This is a genomic window from Olivibacter ginsenosidimutans (assembly GCF_039542865.1).
Taxonomy (GTDB): Bacteria; Bacteroidota; Bacteroidia; order Sphingobacteriales; family Sphingobacteriaceae; genus Olivibacter; species Olivibacter ginsenosidimutans.
This window is the reverse complement of sequence record NZ_BAABIQ010000008.1, coordinates 100,909-118,044: the sequence shown is the minus strand read 5'-3', so window position 1 is coordinate 118,044 and position 17,136 is coordinate 100,909. Positions and strand designations below refer to the sequence as shown.

The 17,136-nt window shown below is 39.6% G+C and carries 15 protein-coding genes; 10 read left to right on the top strand and 5 right to left on the bottom strand.

The window, feature by feature from the left end; all coding sequences use genetic code 11:
- Positions 1-26: 26 nt before the first annotated feature.
- Both ABD930_RS07775 and ABD930_RS07770 read left to right on the top strand, forming a co-directional pair.
- Entirely contained in the window at positions 27-1,295 is a 1,269-nt protein-coding gene (locus ABD930_RS07775) for a M16 family metallopeptidase (protein WP_345231153.1), read from the top strand.
- Positions 1,267-2,553: a M16 family metallopeptidase gene (locus tag ABD930_RS07770; RefSeq protein WP_345231152.1), complete on the top strand. Its 1,287-nt coding sequence runs from the start codon at positions 1,267-1,269 to the stop codon at positions 2,551-2,553. The genes ABD930_RS07775 and ABD930_RS07770 overlap by 29 nt, the downstream gene beginning before the upstream one ends.
- Before the next feature lie 15 nt (positions 2,554-2,568).
- Here ABD930_RS07770 and ABD930_RS07765 read toward each other — a convergent pair whose 3' ends face one another.
- Positions 2,569-3,576: a helix-turn-helix domain-containing protein gene (locus ABD930_RS07765; protein WP_345231151.1), complete on the bottom strand. Its 1,008-nt coding sequence runs from the start codon at positions 3,574-3,576 to the stop codon at positions 2,569-2,571.
- 130 nt (positions 3,577-3,706) lie between these two features.
- Between ABD930_RS07765 and ABD930_RS07760 the strand changes: the two genes are divergently transcribed.
- From ABD930_RS07760 to ABD930_RS07740, 5 genes are all read left to right on the top strand, one after another.
- The gene (locus tag ABD930_RS07760) at positions 3,707-6,130 is read left to right on the top strand and encodes a TonB-dependent receptor (protein ID WP_345231150.1); all 2,424 of its coding nucleotides are present in this window, start codon (positions 3,707-3,709) and stop codon (positions 6,128-6,130) included.
- Positions 6,131-6,141: 11 nt separating this feature from the next.
- Complete coding sequence (locus ABD930_RS07755; RefSeq protein ID WP_345231149.1) at positions 6,142-7,398, top strand: DUF4374 domain-containing protein; 1,257 nt, start codon at positions 6,142-6,144, stop codon at positions 7,396-7,398.
- Between the two features lie 20 nt (positions 7,399-7,418).
- A complete protein-coding gene (locus ABD930_RS07750) occupies positions 7,419-8,609 on the top strand; it encodes a PepSY-associated TM helix domain-containing protein (protein ID WP_345231148.1) in 1,191 nt (396 codons plus the stop codon).
- Positions 8,610-8,632: 23 nt separating this feature from the next.
- On the top strand, positions 8,633-9,352 hold the full coding sequence (locus ABD930_RS07745) for a hypothetical protein (protein WP_345231147.1): 720 nt from the start codon (positions 8,633-8,635) through the stop codon (positions 9,350-9,352).
- Between the two features lie 93 nt (positions 9,353-9,445).
- Positions 9,446-9,709: a transcriptional repressor gene (locus tag ABD930_RS07740; RefSeq protein ID WP_345231146.1), complete on the top strand. Its 264-nt coding sequence runs from the start codon at positions 9,446-9,448 to the stop codon at positions 9,707-9,709.
- Positions 9,710-9,896: 187 nt separating this feature from the next.
- Here ABD930_RS07740 and ABD930_RS07735 read toward each other — a convergent pair whose 3' ends face one another.
- Positions 9,897-11,525: an NADP-dependent glyceraldehyde-3-phosphate dehydrogenase gene (locus ABD930_RS07735; protein ID WP_345231145.1), complete on the bottom strand. Its 1,629-nt coding sequence runs from the start codon at positions 11,523-11,525 to the stop codon at positions 9,897-9,899.
- A 272-nt stretch (positions 11,526-11,797) separates the two neighbouring features.
- On the bottom strand, positions 11,798-12,430 hold the full coding sequence (locus tag ABD930_RS07730; RefSeq protein WP_345231144.1) for a nitroreductase family protein: 633 nt from the start codon (positions 12,428-12,430) through the stop codon (positions 11,798-11,800).
- A gap of 52 nt (positions 12,431-12,482) precedes the next feature.
- Here ABD930_RS07730 and ABD930_RS07725 point away from each other — a divergent pair, with 52 nt between their 5' ends.
- Entirely contained in the window at positions 12,483-12,911 is a 429-nt protein-coding gene (locus ABD930_RS07725) for a winged helix-turn-helix transcriptional regulator (RefSeq protein WP_345231325.1), read from the top strand.
- 2 nt (positions 12,912-12,913) lie between these two features.
- On the opposite strand, the gene ABD930_RS07720 is transcribed toward ABD930_RS07725, so the two are convergent.
- Positions 12,914-13,660 (bottom strand): M90 family metallopeptidase, encoded by a 747-nt coding sequence (locus ABD930_RS07720; protein ID WP_345231143.1) that lies wholly within the window; start codon positions 13,658-13,660, stop codon positions 12,914-12,916.
- Between the two features lie 50 nt (positions 13,661-13,710).
- The gene (locus ABD930_RS07715; protein WP_345231142.1) at positions 13,711-14,865 is read right to left on the bottom strand and encodes an AI-2E family transporter; all 1,155 of its coding nucleotides are present in this window, start codon (positions 14,863-14,865) and stop codon (positions 13,711-13,713) included.
- 299 nt (positions 14,866-15,164) lie between these two features.
- Here ABD930_RS07715 and pnuC point away from each other — a divergent pair, with 299 nt between their 5' ends.
- Both pnuC and ABD930_RS07705 read left to right on the top strand, forming a co-directional pair.
- Positions 15,165-15,785, top strand: a complete 621-nt coding sequence (gene pnuC / locus ABD930_RS07710; protein WP_345231141.1) for a nicotinamide riboside transporter PnuC — start codon at positions 15,165-15,167, stop codon at positions 15,783-15,785.
- A 10-nt stretch (positions 15,786-15,795) separates the two neighbouring features.
- On the top strand, positions 15,796-16,878 hold the full coding sequence (locus ABD930_RS07705) for an acyl-CoA dehydrogenase family protein (RefSeq protein ID WP_345231140.1): 1,083 nt from the start codon (positions 15,796-15,798) through the stop codon (positions 16,876-16,878).
- Positions 16,879-17,136 lie beyond the last annotated feature (258 nt).

Genomic DNA, 17,136 nt, shown 5'->3' with positions numbered 1-17,136 from the left:
AAGTTTGCTATCCAAAAAAATAAACAATGGTAACATATAACCAATTTACGGTAAAAAATGGTTTGCGGGTGCTTATTCATGAAGATCATTCGACCCCTATGGCCGTACTTAACTTATTGTATGATGTTGGTGCGAGAGATGAAGCTCCAGATCAAACTGGATTTGCTCATTTATTTGAACACCTCATGTTTGGGGGGTCAGTAAATATTCCACAATTCGATTTACCTTTACAACGTGTTGGTGGTGAAAGTAACGCTTTTACAACGAACGATCTCACTAACTATTACATGACGCTTCCAGCCATCAATTTGGAAACAGCTTTTTGGCTGGAAAGCGATCGTATGCTTAGCTTAGCTTTTAGCGAAAAGAGTTTAGAAACACAGCGACAGGTGGTATGTGAAGAATTTAAACAGCGCTACCTGAACCAACCATATGGTGATGTATGGCTCAAATTACGGCCCTTAGCTTATAAAAAACACCCTTATCAATGGGCAACCATAGGGAAGGAGCTCGCTCACATTGAGCAAGCCACCATGGATCAAGTCAAGACGTTTTTCAAAAAGCATTATACCCCACAGAATGCCATTATGGTCGTTGCAGGAGATGTGCATACCGATGAAATTAAAGCGCTAACAGAAAAATGGTTTGCCGATATTCCGGCTGGGGAGAAATACCATCGAGCGATTACTCCAGAACCCAAACAAACAAAGGCTAGAAGAGAAATCGTTGAAGCTGATGTACCTGTGAACAGCATTTATATAGCTTTTCATATGGGAGATAGACGATCTAAGCAGTATTATATTGGTGATTTAATTTCGGATATCTTATCAAGAGGTAAATCTTCTAGGCTTTATAGAAGACTGATAAAAGAGCAGTTGCTATTTAGTGAGATAAATGCGTATCTGACGGGTAGTATTGATAATGGATTGTTTATTCTTGAAGGGAAACCGCTGCCTCATGTAACACCTGAACAGGCTGAAGAAGCAATTTGGGATCAGTTGATCGATTTACAACGATTTCCTGTATCCGACTATGAATTGGAAAAAGTCAAAAATAAAATCGAATCAACTATGGTATTTGCAGAATTATCGATATTGGACAAAGCTATGAACTTGGCTTATTTTGAGTTACTTGGTAATGCCGATTGGTTAAACCAAGAAATCGGAACATACCTAAAAATTGATGCGTCGGCTATACAGGAAGCAGCAACTGCATTATTTCAAAAAGAAAACTCCTCTACTTTATTATATTTAGCGAAGACAAACGATGGAACGAATAACAGCACCAACATTTAAGAATATAGAACAAGTTAACTTATTAAATCCTCATGAAGAACGGCTAGACAATGGTATAGCTTTATTTGCGTTTGAAGCGTGCGAACAGGACTTAGTCAGAATAGAGTGGGTTTTTAACAATATCAGTTTTGATCATTTAGTTAACCCTGTACTTAATATGGGTTTAGCAGGGATGCTTTTGGAAGGAACGAAGCAACATTCAAGTGCTGAAATAGCTGAAAAGATTGATTTCTATGGTGCATTTCTCCAGCCAGAGTATTCTTTTGATCATACGGCGCTTACACTATATGTACTGCACAAACATATTAATCATGTGCTACCGCTCATTAAGGAAATTCTAATTGATAGTATTTTTCCAGCACATGAATTGGACACATACATTCGTAATAACAAGCAAAATCTTTCGGTATCACTTAAGAAAAACGATTTTATCGCCAGGAGGACATTCAATCAGGCTATTTTTGGAAGCGGTAGATACGGGTTCAGTCCAGAACTAAACGATTATGATACCCTTTGTCGTGAAGATTTGCAAAGACTCTACACACACCAGATTTGTCCGAGTCAATGTACCATATATATTGCTGGAAAAGTAACATCAGAAACGATTTCATCAATAAATAGATTATTTGGACAGGCATGGAAGGATGAACCCATCGTTGATGTAAGTACCTATGCTATTCCTCAGGTAAACACGGAAGATAAAGTGATCCTCATTAAAAAGCCAGATGCACTACAATCTGCCATCCGGATTGGTTGTGCTAGTATTAATCGCGCACATCCGGATTTTTCGGCTTTGCAATTGGTCAATACGATTTTGGGGGGATATTTTGGTTCTAGACTAATGACTAATATTAGGGAAGAGAAAGGGTATACCTATGGCATTGGTTCGGGAATCGGTGCTTTAAAACACGGTGCTTTTTTTACCATAGCTACCGAAGTGGGAGTGTCTGTTACCCAAGAAACCCTGACTGAAATTGAATCAGAAATTAACCGATTGAGGACGTCACCTATCGAAAATGAAGAGTTAGATTTGGTCAAGAACTATATCGGTGGAACCTTTTTAGGCTCATTGGAGAATGTGTTTTCGCATGTAGATAAATTCAAAAATGTACATACCGTAGGCCTTGACCTGACCTATTACAAAAACCATTTAGACGTTATTAAAAGGAGTACAGCTGATGACATTTTGGCTATAGCCAATAAATATTTAGATTATAAAAAAATGGTTAAAGTAGTTGTTGGCCGCTTAGAGTATTAGCAATACAAATGCTTGTTACTTACCTCTCAATTGGTTTGGCGATTTTCCATATCGTTTTTTAAAAGCTGTAGAAAAATGGTTATAATAGCGATAACCCATCCTGTTTGCAATATCTTCAATGGTTAAATTGTTGTTAGCAACGTCTATTAATAAGTCATATGCAGTTTGTAACCGAAGATCTGTAACATATTCGTGTATGGTTTTACCAAATAGCAACTGAAAGCAGGACTGCAATTTGGTACGATTCATAAAAGCTATAGAAGACAGCTCGTCAATGGTATAAGAACAGGATAGATCGTTAGCCAGCATTCGTTTTATTTTATGTAAGCTTTCGGTATCAACAACAGAAATACACCTGTTCAGCACATCCTTTTTTGTATTTACCTGATGAAGCGTCAGACTAAGCAATTCCAACAGCTTACACTCGACATAGATTTTCTTAATATCTCCTTGGGTTGGCGTTTGATACAATTGATAAACTGCCCTAGAAATTTCAGTGGTAATGGGATAACTTCTATGTCCTAACATAGCTGATTGATTGTTTTTAATAGCATCTCCAAATTCACCAAGTACCGATAGCTGTTTACCCACATTTTTTTCTAACCAATACCTCGAGATTTCTATATGAACACTGAAAGCATCTTTGCAAATTGGAGAAGATAAGCTGCCGGATAATCTAGGTACATAAAAAAAAGTAAATTCCCCTGCATCGGTATAAAGTGCTAATTCATCGGGATGATGCGGATCATAGTAGGTAGCGCCGCCGTAAAGTTCGAAATGCAGCTGCATGTACGGTTCATCAGTACTCACGTGAATCAAGCGTGTTTGCTTATAATCCTTTTTATAAAAGGTAATATAAACCCCATCGATGTGAATCAAGCGTTCGTGATGCACAAAGTCTCCCGTTTTAAAATCACGTTGATCCTCCGCTATTTGGAGTCCGTCTTCTAGTAAGAAATTCTCTGTAAGGTTTCGGACGAAATGGTTTTCGATCAAACCATCATCGCTGAGTTCAATCTTCATATGCCACTAGCGTAAAAAATGCATTTTTTGTATATAATACTGTCAATACCGTATATCCTTAATTTTATATTTGCCTCATTATTTAAAATCAGTCTTAATAACAAAAGTAATGTTTTTAAACCAAGCCTGTATGAGATTTTTGCTACTTTTCTTTATGTTGCTGCTATCCCCATTGTTAAAAGCACAAGCTGTTGATGGAATAATAAGCGGTCGCATTGCCTTTGAAAACGATGAACCAATAGCGGGTGCTTCCATTCGTATAGCTGGATCTAAGCAAGGTACCAAGTCTGACAGCAATGGTCGGTTTGTTTTAACTGTGCCCTCAGGAGCCTCTTATCGCTTGCAAATAAACTATATGGGTACGGCTAAGCGTACCATCAATGCAGATCTGACGAAGCAAAAGGAAACAACCCTCCAAATAACCCTATTCGAAAGTACTAATGAGCTCGATGAAGTGACCATACAAGGGCAAACGACCACGCAAAAAGCGAAAACGCAAATTGTAAAAGCAGAAGTGGTGGATACAAAAGCCCACCAGCAGGAAGCATCCACGCTGGTTGAACTTATGAATCGATCGGCAGGTATCCGCATTCGGCAATCGGGTGGTCTGGGATCCGACAATAATATTATGCTGAATGGTTTTCAAGGGAAATCGATCAAAACCTTTAAAGACGGTGTGCCGACTGATTATCTGGGGGCAGCGTTTAACCTATCTACTCTTCCAGTCAATATGCTGGAGCATGTGGAGGTATATAAAGGCGTATTGCCCACCCAGCTGGGTGCCGATGCACTGGGAGGTGCTGTTAACTTGGTGTCCCGTTTAGGCACACAGCCTTATCTTGCTGCATCCTATGAGTTAGCTTCTTTCAATACCCACCGTGCTACCATAAACTGGTATCATCGCTCAGATAACAGTAAATTATTTGGTGGTTTGGATGCCTTTTTCAACTATTCGGACAATAGTTATCAAGTAACGGCGGATATTCCGAACGAAGAAACGGCCAACGTTATTCCTGAAAAAGTAAAACTCTTCCATAATGCGTATCGGCAATGGTATGCAGAGGCTTATGGTGGCTGGAAAGATGTTTTCTGGGCAGATGAATTTCGTTTGGGCATAACCACTTTCTATATGAAACGCGATAATCAATTTGCTGCCTTGATGGAAAGGCCCTTTGGTGCCGCTTACAGTAGACAAAAGGCACCTATTATCCCGACCTTACGCTATAAGAAGTCTTTATTGAACGGAAAGTTAATTTTTGATCAGTTTGCTGTATACAGCAGCATCAACAATCTTTTGGTTGATACTTTATCTGGTTCGTACGATTGGTATGGCCAATATCATGCACCTGTGGATGCCGGTAAAAGAGGCGAGTCGGGCAATGCGAGTTTAGCAGACATCCGTTTCTCTAACCTTACTACTCGAACAGGGATCAATTACCAATTAAATGAGCAGCATGGCTTAACCTTCAATTTGGTTTTTAACGACTATAACCGTAAGGGATCTGACCCCTATGGTGCCGTTAGTGCCGGCGAGAACCCTGTCGACTTGCAAAGTCTTCCGGCTGATTATACGAAAGTAGTGGGGGCGTTGGGACTCAGTTCGACGTTCTTAGAAAAGCGTTTGCAAAATCTGGTGCAGGTAAAATATTATCAAGCCAATGCTGTAGGGCAGGAAGTGAACCTCTCTACTGGAAGATTGCGGGAGGAAACATCAAAAGCCAAAAGTTCTACTTTTGGTGCAGCAGAGGCATTGAAATGGAACATTAACCCTAACACCTTTTTCAGGCTTTCAGGAGAATACGCGACACGCCTGCCGGAGCAGCAGGAAATCCTTGGTAATGGGAACTTTGTTTTGGCCAATTTCGGTCTTAATCCAGAGCGCAGTGTAAACGGAAATTTGGGTTTTGGCTATAACAAGGGTAATCATTACGGTGTAGAAGTAAATAGCTTCTACCGTATTACTAAAGATATGATTATATCGGTTCCGGTAAACCTCATTTATTCTCAAAGTTCCAATGTCGAGCAAGTACGTGGTATTGGTTTGGAAACAGATGCTTATGTACAAGCATTCAAGTGGTTGCGCCTCAATGGAAACTTTACCTACCAGGATTTTCGTCTGTACCATGTCACCGAACCCTCTATTCTCTACCTAGAGCGTGCCAGATTGCGTAACGTACCTTATTTCTTCGCTAATTTGGGAGCTACCTTTAACGTTAATAACACCATATCCAACGGTGACCATTTACAAGCCTACTGGTATTTCAGTTATGTGCATGAATATTACCTGAACTATATTCCAAAAGATACCGAGCCGGATGGTTTTCTAGGACTTTGGGGCGACGCAAAAATTGATGCACCAAATATTATTCCCGGCCAAAATGTGCATACTGTAGGTGTGGTATGGAATCCTTCTCCAAGTCAGCCTTTATCCATCAATTTGGAATGTAAAAACCTATTTGATGCCGCAGTATATGATAATTTTCGCATACAGAATGCAGGCAGAAGCTTTCATCTCAAGTTAAACTATATTTTAAATTATTCACATAACAAATAAATCAATACAATATGAATCGTAAAATTTTTAAATGGGGAGTTTTTTTATGGATTGGCGGCATGCTGCTGGTTTCCTGTTCTAAAGACGACAAAAACGGTCCCGATGATGACCAGAATCAGGCTACTGGTAAATATGTGCTGCTTACTGCGGAGAGTGGATCTGGATCAGCCGGTTATTATGCAGCCTACGATGCATTACCGAATGGAAACGTAGACAATATTGGCGGTTACTCTTTACAAGCAAGGGCCTATGGTGGATTCCGCCACTATGGCAACTGGATTTTCAACCGTGCTACCCTGGCAGGTGAAACCGGTGTCGTGCGCTATAATGTAGGTGCTTCTGGAAAATTGGAACAAACTGGATTCATTAAGTGTGGAAGCTCTGCACAAAACCTAGTGGTAGATGAAAATACAGGTTTCTATTTTGATGCCGACAGGGGCAAGACCAAAATCCAAAAGTTCAATCCGACCTCCATGCAGCGTACCGGTGAAATAGACCTGAGTCCGCTTATTGAAAAAGGTAATGGCATCAGTACCAATGTGTATACCGGTAATCAAACCATTGCTGCGAAGGAGGGTAAACTCTACGTGAACATCACTTACTCTCGCACGGGTGGAAGCGGACATAACGACAATACCCGCAATTTTACCATGGCAGTGATCGACATAGCTACCGAAAAATTGGAGAAGACCATTACGCACAAATTTGTAAAAAATCAAGGACATTCACCTTCCGAATTTCCAGCATGGACGCAAGGAACAGACGGTACACTCTATTTTGTAACGACTGGTTGGGATTACGATGAGCAAAATATTATGGTACCTCAACCATCAGGTGTTTACCGTATCAAAGCGGGAGAAACCGATTTTGATCAGGATTGGTTCCTGGACGGTGAAAAATTAGATATAAAAGACGGACAGCTATGGAGTGTACGGGAATTAAACGGTAAACTGTATGTGGATGTTTCCAAAAAGCCTGTTGAGCTTCCTTCTTTCGGTAATTTAGCTGACCCGATGTATACCGTATATGCGGTTGACCCGAACAGTATGGCAGCTACAGAAATTACCGGTTTCCCACTTACCGTTTTCGGGCACTCTACCGGTAATCTGGAAGTGGTTGACAACAACCTCTTTATCCGCGTCATCAGTACAGCAAACAATTATAATGGATACTATCAGCTCAATGCAGATGGTAAAACGGCAAGCGCAGCGTTCAACGTAAGCCGTGGCGGTCAGGCGAAAGGTTTTACTCGGTTAACGGGAGAATAAAATTTAGGGGATAGCTGACCATGACAAGTAACAGCCGCAAAGGAAAATCAATAGGACGTCGTGTAAACGAGTGGTTACACCTATGGTTAGGATTGATTTCCGGACTGATGGTGTTTTTCGTCTGTCTATCGGGGGTGTTGTTTGTTTTTCACGATGAAGTGAACAACTTTATTAACCGTGATGCACGTTTTGTAACGGTTCCGGAACATCCCGTAAGGGTGTCTCCGGATACCATATTGGCGAACTTGCGCAGACAATACCCAACGGTCAGAACTAATCTGTACACAGCATATGCTGATCCACGTAAAGCAGTAAAAATCATGTGCTCCACACCTAACCCTAATCAACCGATGCTGGGACTGGGAAGCGCATACGCCAATCCGTATACTGGCGAAATCCTGAAAATAGACAATACCTATGGTATTTTCCGTTTACTGGCTGCTTTCCACATGAATCTACTTCTAGGAAATGTAGGTTCGCAATTGGTTCGTATTGCGACAATCACTTTCTTGATAGAATTAATCAGTGGTTTTATCTGGTGGTGGCCAACCAAATGGAATAAGTCAACACGGGATAAAAGTTTCAAGGTTAAGTGGAACGCAAAATGGAAGCGCCTCAATATCGATTTGCATAACGTATTAGGCTTCTACTCCCTTCCTTTGGCTATGGTACTGACTGTCACTGCGCTGATTCTATGCTATAAACCCGTTAAAGATTTTTTCTTCTGGACGTTCGGGCATAAAGGTACAGACAAAACGGTTTTTCAGGCACTTCCGCAAGCTGATAGTACCAAGAACGCTTTATCTTTAGATCAACTGTTACAGGGCTATCAATCGGAATTGGGTATATACGCACAGCTGTCTATAGGTGTTCCAAATCCCCGAAGTGGCGCTGTTATGTTACGTATGGAGCATGAATCCAGTATGGTAACATATCGTGGCAAGCAACTATATCTTGATATTTACACGGGGAAAAAGCTGGAAAGTTTACCACTCGAAGCAATTCGGGAGGCGAAGATGATGAATACCAATATTGCCCTGCATATCGGCACATGGTACGGACTTCCGGTGAAGATAATTACCTTTGTGGTCTGTCTCATTTGCACCAGTTTGCCCATTACGGGTTTCCTGATCTGGTATAATCGAAAATTTAAAAAGAAAAAGGGTACAACAAGACGGAAGCCAACCTTAGAGACGATAGGCACCGCATAAATAATAAACATAATAATATAACCATGATGAAGACAATGAAATTACTAACGGTATTACTGTTAGGTGTTTTTTCCTTACAGGAAATTCAGGCACATGCCTTATGGGTTAGTACTGCACATTCGGGAACCAAAGGGGTGTCCCATGACGTGAAAGTATTTTTTGCAGAGCCAGGAGAAAAGTGGGAACCATTAGATGGTGATGAATGGAAATTGGTAGAAGGTTTTGAGTTGTGGTTGGTTAAGCCTAATGGGGAAAAGAGTCGTCTGAAACTCTTCCCTGAGGATGATCATTATGCTGCATCATTTACTCCAGAAGTAGATGGCTTATATGGTGTGGAGTTGAAGCATGAAAAGGTAGGTGTATTAACATTTGAGAAAATGCCTCCTTTCATTCCTTACTTTTATGCAAGTGCCGCTATAATCGTAGGAAAAGGTTCCTTGGCGCAATTAAAGAAAAGCGACTTACCCATTCAAGTTGTTCCACAATGGAATGGATCATCAAAAGTAGATGGGTTTACTATTGTTATCAAAGACGGCGGTAAAGGAAAAGCGTTTGTTGTAACCCCAAATGGAGCGGTAAAACAGCTCGGTGAGGTGGCTTCTGGAACACAAACATTTGAAGCAAAAGAATCGGGCACGTATCAAGTAGAGCTGAGTGTACAAGATAAAAAAGGTGGCAGCTTTGAAGGTAAGGAGTATAAGGCAGCCTTTTATACAGCGACTACTGTTTTTGAAATACCTTAAAAGTTCGGTCTGGTAGTTGTTGCTTATTAACGCAGCACATGTTAACGATCGTCACCATGATATGCTAAAATTTGGTCATTTACGTAAAATATTATGAAGAATGATAAGGTAGCAGCTATCCTAGCCGATAGTACCACTAAACTGGGGCGCAAACCAAAAGCATTGGAGGAAGCCTTGCTCGCTCTTTTGGCACAAAAGAATCAGGCACTTACCGGTGAGGATATCTTTCTCGAATTATATAACGGTGGTATGCAGGTTAGTTATCCTACCGTTTATAATACGTTAAGACGATTGAAGCATGTGGGTATTCTACAAAAACGGCTTCATATGGGCAGAAAGTTTTTTTACAGCGTTTAAAAAGGTGTTTCAAAAGCATTTATCTGTCATTTAGCTATAACCCCAAGTCTTCGGGGAAACAGGGACTCCAAGAAGTTCAGCAAGGTTAAATTCAATAATCGAACGAGGATGTCTCCTATGTTTGTTCCAAGCAAATGTAGGAGACATCTTCTTTTGAAGCATCCTCTTTTTCTGAGTACGATGAAATCTAGAATATAAAATTAGTACTCAAGAAATTAGAATCGTGATGATTGACAATTTCATTAATTAATCCCTTATTTGTTTCGTTCATTTTGGTCGCCACTAAAGAGCGTATTGAAAATGAACGTAGTGCATCTACTACAGAGAGTGTCCCCTCCGCGCTATCCTTACGTCCAGTAAAGGGGAATTTGTCTGGACCACGTTGGCACTGACTGTTAATATTTACCCTACTTACTAAGTTCACGAAAGGATCTATTAAAGAGGCTATCTCTTTTGCATCATTGCTAAAAATGCTGACCTGCATACCATGAGGCGAATCGATCTGGTATTGAATAGGTTCTTCGATAGAGTCATATGGGATTACAGGAATAATAGGGCCAAATTGTTCCTCGCGATACAACTTCATCTTTTCATTTACCGGATAAACAATAGCTGGGTAAACAAAGGAAGCGATGTTGGTACCACCATTCTCGTTTACAACATGCGCACCATGCGAAATTGCATCGTCAATACACGTTTTTAAATATTCCGGTTTGCCAGGCTCAGGAAGTGGTGTTAAGCTTACCCCTTGTACCCAAGGCATACCAAATTTAAGTTGTGCCACGGCAACACTCAACTGTTTCAAAAAGTCGTCTGCAATAGCTTTATGAACAAAAACAATTTTAATTGCAGTACAGCGCTGCCCATTGAATGAAAGCGCTCCGAGTATCGTTTCGCTAACCGCTAATTTGATATCGGCATTTTTGGTTACAATGGCAGCGTTCTTAGCATCCAAACTTAGCACTGCTCTTAAGCGATTGATTTTGGGATGCCTTTTCTTTAAATCGTTAGCAACTTTACTAGACCCAATAAATGCCAGCACATTTATTTTTCCAGTTTGCATTAATCCTGGGGTGATGTTGGCTCCGCGTCCGTAGATTGTATTGACAACACCTTTAGGGAAAGATTCCTGGAAAGCTTTTAATAGAGGATAATGTAAAAGCGTACCATGTTTTGGTGGTTTAAACAATAACGTATTCCCCATGATAATCGCCGGTATTAGCGTTGTGAAGGTCTCATTTAGCGGATAGTTAAATGGCCCCATACATAACACTACGCCGATTGGCGAGCGCCTGATTTGAGCAACAACACCTTCTTCCATCTCAAATCGAGAAGATTGCCTATCAATGTCTTTTAAAGCGTCTATCGTTGCGTTGATATAGTCTATTGTCCGATCAAATTCTTTGGCCGCATCGGCATGTGATTTCCCGATTTCCCACATAATCAATTTTACGACTAAAGAACGCTGCTCGTTCATTTTAAAGACAAATTTTTGCAGGCATTTAATCCGGTTGTCTATGCTCATAGTCGGCCATTCACCACGACCATTATCATAGGCCTTGACCGCCGCATCCAGTGCTTCCATGGCTTCTTTTTCGGTACATATTGGATATGTTCCAATAAACTTTCGGTACAAGTTACCCTCTTTGTCGGGAACACAAACTGGCGAATATACTTCGCTAACGGGACCATCCCATTTAAGCATTTCGCCATTGCATAGGTATTCCCTTTGGTGGATTTCCTCGGGAATGCTAAATTCAACCGGTATGTCGCTTTCCGGTATAAATACAGCTTTTAATTGATCACTAAATTCCATTTTATTGTTTGAATATTGATTTATTAAGCCATAAAGAGCATTATCAGTAAAAAGCTTCTTTATGTCAGGATGCCGTGAAAATAGCTATTTATATGATAATTTCATATTAAATATGGTTTGAATGTGCTAAACCTGACAATAATTTCACGAAATCGTTTGCGGCTTTTTAACCTAAATAAGGTATGAAACGCACTATTAGGTAAGATAGCTCATCAATACCAGACACCTTCGTAAATCGTTGTTAAACCTATGCTATCGAAATGCGGAATTCATTAAATAAGCTCCGTTATAAATTCGTCTTTTGGTTTTCTGACCTTTTTCAAGTTTACCAGCCAGTCATTATTTTCATCACGATAACCTAAGGGTAATAGGGTAACACTTTTTAATCCTTTCTGATCTAAGGCCAATAACTTGTCTAGTTTAGCATTATCAAAGCCTTCCATTGGGGTAGCATCAACCTTCAGTTCTGCTGCAGCTGCAATCGCGATCCCAAATCCAATGTACGCTTGCCTGGCGGCATGTTCAAAATTCTCCGCTGGTGTCCGATTAGTATATAATGCAAGCAATCTATGCTTATAATCATCCATTGCATTCATAGGCAACCCTCTCGTTGTTACAATATGTGAAAATATCTGTTCAATGCGCTGTTGGGTATAATTATCCCATGCTGCAAAGACCAATACATGTGAGCTGTCTGTGAGCTGACTTTGATCAAAAGCTACTTCCCGTATTTTTGCTTTTAATTCAGGATTGCTTACAACGAACACTTCATAAGGTTGGAGACCGGATGAGGTTGGAGCTAAATGTACAGCTTGTAAAATAATATTAACCTTGTCTTGGGAAACTGCTTGCCCATTCATTTTCTTTGTGGCATAACGCCAGTTTAAAGCTTCTAATAATTCCATTTTCTATGTGTTTGATAGTTGCAAAGCTCATAAAAACACTTTACTTTTGAAAGTGATTATTGTTTTGGAAGTACTTTCCTTCGAGAAACTATGTATTGTCTATTATATTATGGAAGCTAACAACAAATCGATTACGGATACCATTTGCCGAGAAAAACTTCGTGCTGTGCATGACACCTTAGACGTTTTAGGTGGAAAATGGAAAATTGAAATTATTGCCTCCTTAAGTTTCGGTAAAAGACGTTTTATGGAACTACAACGAGAAGTAGAAGGCATTGGTGCTAAAATGTTATCTAAGGAGCTTAGTGAATTGGAAATCAACGGACTAATTTCAAGAAAAGTATGTGATACGCGTCCCGTCACGGTGGAATATGAGTTATCCAACTATGGTACAACACTTCAACGAATCATTGATGAAATGATGAATTGGGGCTTAAAACATCGCGAACGTATCAAAGAGCAATGTCATCAAAAACAGTAAGATTATTTTTTGGTCAGATCTATCTGGAATAATTGCGTAAGCATGGCATAAAGTTCTGGGTGATGTTCATGCAATTTTTCCGGCTTTTCAAAAAAGTATTCAGAAACCACTGCAAAAAACTCCGCTTGATTGGTGAGCGCATACGCATCAATATCCGACTTTCCGGCTTGGATTTTTTTCATTTCTTGATGCATAAGATGGATCCATGGAATCACGTAAGATCTATCGAGGAGATTTTCGGGTATACCATCAATGCTCCCATCATTTTTATCAATCAAATGTACAAATTCATGAATGGCCGTATTATGATCTCCTGCTTGCACCGAAAATCCTTTATATAAGGCCTCTTTTGACAGAATCATCTGTCCGTTCATATAGCCTTCGCCCACCATACCCAACGTATTCCGATGAGCACCTTGAAATTGAAAAGCTTCGTTAAACGTATCTGGATAGAGTAAAATATTCGTTAAATGCTGGTAGTGCCAATGAGGGAAAGCAAAAATGGGAATAATGGCGCTCGCACCAATCAATATCCGATCAATATCCGTTACGGTTGTTCCTATACCCTCAATACGTATTTCTTTCAAAAACTGGAGCACTTCATCAAGAAATCGCTCTTTTTCAGCTTTAGCTAGTTTTCTATAGAATAAAACGTGTTTTGCTAGTAATTGCTCATAATAGCCTTTATCAATACCAGCGTTTTTGCGTTTATGGTTGATACGGCTATAAAGTAATGCTAGTATAAGCAAAAGAATTATGGCTAAAAAAATATAAGAGATTAAAGGCATTCTGGATTGATTTACTTCTTTTCTTTAGTTGATTCCTTTTCTTGATCCAGCTTATCTTTTAATTTCCATCGCTTAACCAGAACCATAGAAGAATATTTTTTAAGATGGTATTTTTCCGGTTCGCCAATGAGGAAACCGAATGCTTTCATTGATGGGATAGCATCAAATAGTACCTTAACTACAGCGGTTAATGGCAACGCTAAAATCAGTCCGGCCAAACCAAACAACATGCCTCCAAGTAAAATGGCAATAACCGCCATTAATGGATTAATGCTAACTTTACTACCAACGATATTAGGCGTAATAAAATTACCTTCCAGGAATTGAACAACTTGGAACCATCCAATAACACCGATAGCGTACCAGTAACTATCTTTGGTTGCCAAGGCAAATAATGCCGGTAAAAGTGAACCAATTCCGATACCGATGTACGGTAATAACATCAATAGTGACGCTAACGTGCCAAAAAACCAAGCATATGGAATTCCCATAACCAGAAGTCCTACTGTATTCAGTACAGCAACGATCGCCATTACTGTTATTAGCCCTAATAAATAACTCTGTACAACGCTGTATATCCTATTCAAGGTTTCATGAACCTTATCCTGAGGAGTACTTTTAAAGGCGTGAAAAAAGAATTCGCGGAAAAAATCTCTATAGTAAAGTAAGAAAAAGGAAAATAAAGGAACAATAACAACACCAGCCAATATACCACCTACTGAACCAAAGGCAGCAGATAAATAACTTCCTGCATTTGCCAAAGCTTTATTGGAAAGTTCTTTGATTTTAGCTGTTACCTCACCAGGTTCAACGCCAAATTTTATCGTTACCCATCGTTGTATGGCATTAAAAATGGTGAGAAATTTATCCTGCAAGTCTGTGCCGTTGTGGCCAATTACCAAGACCTGATGGATGATAAACCAAATGAGCGCAGCAATAATTAATATTGCCAAGATAACTGACAGGATAGCGGATAATGCCCGATGCATATTAAACCGTTCTAAGAATTGCGTTACCGGATAAAGAGATATAGCAATTAAAATGGCAAACATCAAGGGAACCAAAACACTTTGTAAAAAAAACAAAATGGCAATAATGAGTATTAGAGCCAATAAGCTCGAGGCCAATTCATAAGAATAGGGTTTTTTATTCGGAGAGTCAGTCATGTCATTTTCTGTTAAGGCGTAACACTAATAAGACTTAGCATTAAATCCACCTTGTAACAAAAAAATAATGTTATTGTTTGAGAAAATTTTGACCACAGCACACTGCCGATATTGAGGATGTCTATATAAGATCAATTAGTCGTATTCGACTGTTCGCGAATGTCCGGCATTTTAGCTAAGTTTGAACGTGTAAAAATAAATGTTTTGGCTTATTATTATAAGCCAAAACAATTGCTTAGCAATAGCAAATTAATTACCATCTGAATGAAAAAAAGCATATTCTCAAAAGGTGTATACTGATGATTGAATGGTATAAACTATTTCTGCAACAGTTGTTGGATACGCCGCTGTTACAATGGATAGGAGTTGCTTTTGGCGTTTTCGAGGTAGTATTGGCTAAGGCTAATAAAATAGGATTATATCCTTGCGGGATTATTAGTATTCTGATTACCCTATATGTACTTTATGAAGCAGGCTTGTATGCCGAGATTTTACTAAACCTCTATTATCTCGTTATGAGCATTTATGGATGGTATTATTGGATTCGAAAACCCAACAACCATGATGTACCTATTACTACTTCGACTAGTAACGATTGGTTAATCTGTATAGCAATGCTTGTGATAGGTTTTCCTTTGTTATACCTATCCTTAGTAAAATTTACCGATTCTGTTGTTCCAATATGTGATGCCTGGGTGAGCATTACCGCTTGGATAGGGATGTGGCTTTTAGCAAAACGGAAAATTGAGAATTGGATTTGGCTCAATTGTAGCAATGCTTTTGCTATTCCTCTTTTTATCTACAAAGGATTGTTGCTTTATGCATTGCTTACCCTATTTCTTTTTGTTTTAGCAATATTCGGTTATATTTCTTGGAAAAAGAAACTTCGACAAACACAGCACATGGCAGGCACCGTGTAAAAATTTAATAATGGATCTTTTAGAACAACTATCTTCAGTTAGCGGCATCTTACAGCAAGAATGGCGTCACGCAGAAAAGATAACGCAATTAACCACTAAACAGCTGGAGCTCATCCATCAATATAAATGGTTTAATTTATTTGTACCAAGAGCATTTAATGGACTGGAACTTACCTTACCGGAAGGTTTACGTATAGAGGAAGCCTTAGCTCAACTTGATGGAAGTTTGAGCTGGACAGTAACGTTATGCAGCGGAGCCAATTTGTTTGTTGGTTATCTCGACTTCGGCCTCGCAAAGCGTTTATTTCGTGATCCTAAGGTGTGTTTAGCCGGTAGCGGGAAAGCAAGCGGTCAAGCGCATCTTAACGAAAAAGGGTATACGATCTCCGGCCAATGGAGTTATGCAACGGGTGCGCCACACGCTACAGCCTTTACCGCAAACTGCCAGTTAATGGCTGATGGCAAACCATTACTTAATGAAAGGGGAGAGCAGGTCATAAAATCCTTTGTTTTCTTCGATAATGAGGTACAGCTATTAAATGATTGGCAGACGATGGGATTAAAAGCGACAGCAAGTTGTTCATTTAAAGCAAGTAACGTATTGGTGGATGAAAGCCGTTGCTTCGAAATCCATCCAAGCGGGGCCAAGCTACCTCATGCCATTTACCGCTATCCTTTTCAACAACTAGCCGAAACAACGTTGGCGGTAAACACGCTAGGGATGGCTTTGCGGTTTTTACAATGTTGTGAAGAACTATTTTTGACCAAATACATACAGACCGATAGGTATATGGTGAATAAGGTTAATCTTAGGAGTAGCATTATCGAGGCAAAGGAAGCGGTAAAAAATTGGAAACATACTTTTTACGATCTAGTAACGGAATCTTGGGAACAACTGGAGACACAAGGACAGATTGACGAAATGCTATTAAACCGCTTAAGTGATTGCAGTTTGGAGATGGTAAGGGGAATAAGACAATGGATCGCTTTCCTTTATCCATATTGTGGTATGTATGCAACACATCCTGAGGCAGAAATCAATTATATCTTCCGTAATCTATTTACGGCTAGCCAACATAACTTGTTAGTGTAATCTATTCCAATCTTAGCTTACAAAAAGCGTAGCAAGAGGTTCTCTTCTATCGTGCCTAGTGTAACGTGTAAACGTCACTTCGACCAAGTGGAGAACCTGAAGGCTCAACAATTTAAATCTATATAAAGATGGGATTCTTCAACTGTACTCGAGATAATAAGTGGGTATTGGTATTTTGGTAAATCTTTCGATAATCAAAAACATACCGTCAATGAGGCCAGCCTTTGGTAAAATTTTAATAGTAGTAAAACAATTTTT

Excerpts from the sequence above, each read along its gene's own strand:
- ABD930_RS07775 (WP_345231153.1), top strand. The coding sequence starts at position 27 with ATGGTAACATATAACCAATTTACGGTAAAAAATGGTTTGCGGGTGCTT.
- ABD930_RS07770 (WP_345231152.1), top strand. The coding sequence starts at position 1,267 with ATGGAACGAATAACAGCACCAACATTTAAGAATATAGAACAAGTTAAC.
- ABD930_RS07765 (WP_345231151.1), bottom strand. The coding sequence starts at position 3,576 with ATGAAGATTGAACTCAGCGATGATGGTTTGATCGAAAACCATTTCGTC.
- ABD930_RS07760 (WP_345231150.1), top strand. The coding sequence starts at position 3,707 with ATGAGATTTTTGCTACTTTTCTTTATGTTGCTGCTATCCCCATTGTTA.
- ABD930_RS07755 (WP_345231149.1), top strand. The coding sequence starts at position 6,142 with ATGAATCGTAAAATTTTTAAATGGGGAGTTTTTTTATGGATTGGCGGC.
- ABD930_RS07750 (WP_345231148.1), top strand. The coding sequence starts at position 7,419 with ATGACAAGTAACAGCCGCAAAGGAAAATCAATAGGACGTCGTGTAAAC.
- ABD930_RS07745 (WP_345231147.1), top strand. The coding sequence starts at position 8,633 with ATGATGAAGACAATGAAATTACTAACGGTATTACTGTTAGGTGTTTTT.
- ABD930_RS07740 (WP_345231146.1), top strand. The coding sequence starts at position 9,446 with ATGAAGAATGATAAGGTAGCAGCTATCCTAGCCGATAGTACCACTAAA.
- ABD930_RS07735 (WP_345231145.1), bottom strand. The coding sequence starts at position 11,525 with ATGGAATTTAGTGATCAATTAAAAGCTGTATTTATACCGGAAAGCGAC.
- ABD930_RS07730 (WP_345231144.1), bottom strand. The coding sequence starts at position 12,430 with ATGGAATTATTAGAAGCTTTAAACTGGCGTTATGCCACAAAGAAAATG.
- ABD930_RS07715 (WP_345231142.1), bottom strand. The coding sequence starts at position 14,865 with ATGACTGACTCTCCGAATAAAAAACCCTATTCTTATGAATTGGCCTCG.
- pnuC (WP_345231141.1), top strand. The coding sequence starts at position 15,165 with ATGATTGAATGGTATAAACTATTTCTGCAACAGTTGTTGGATACGCCG.
- ABD930_RS07705 (WP_345231140.1), top strand. The coding sequence starts at position 15,796 with ATGGATCTTTTAGAACAACTATCTTCAGTTAGCGGCATCTTACAGCAA.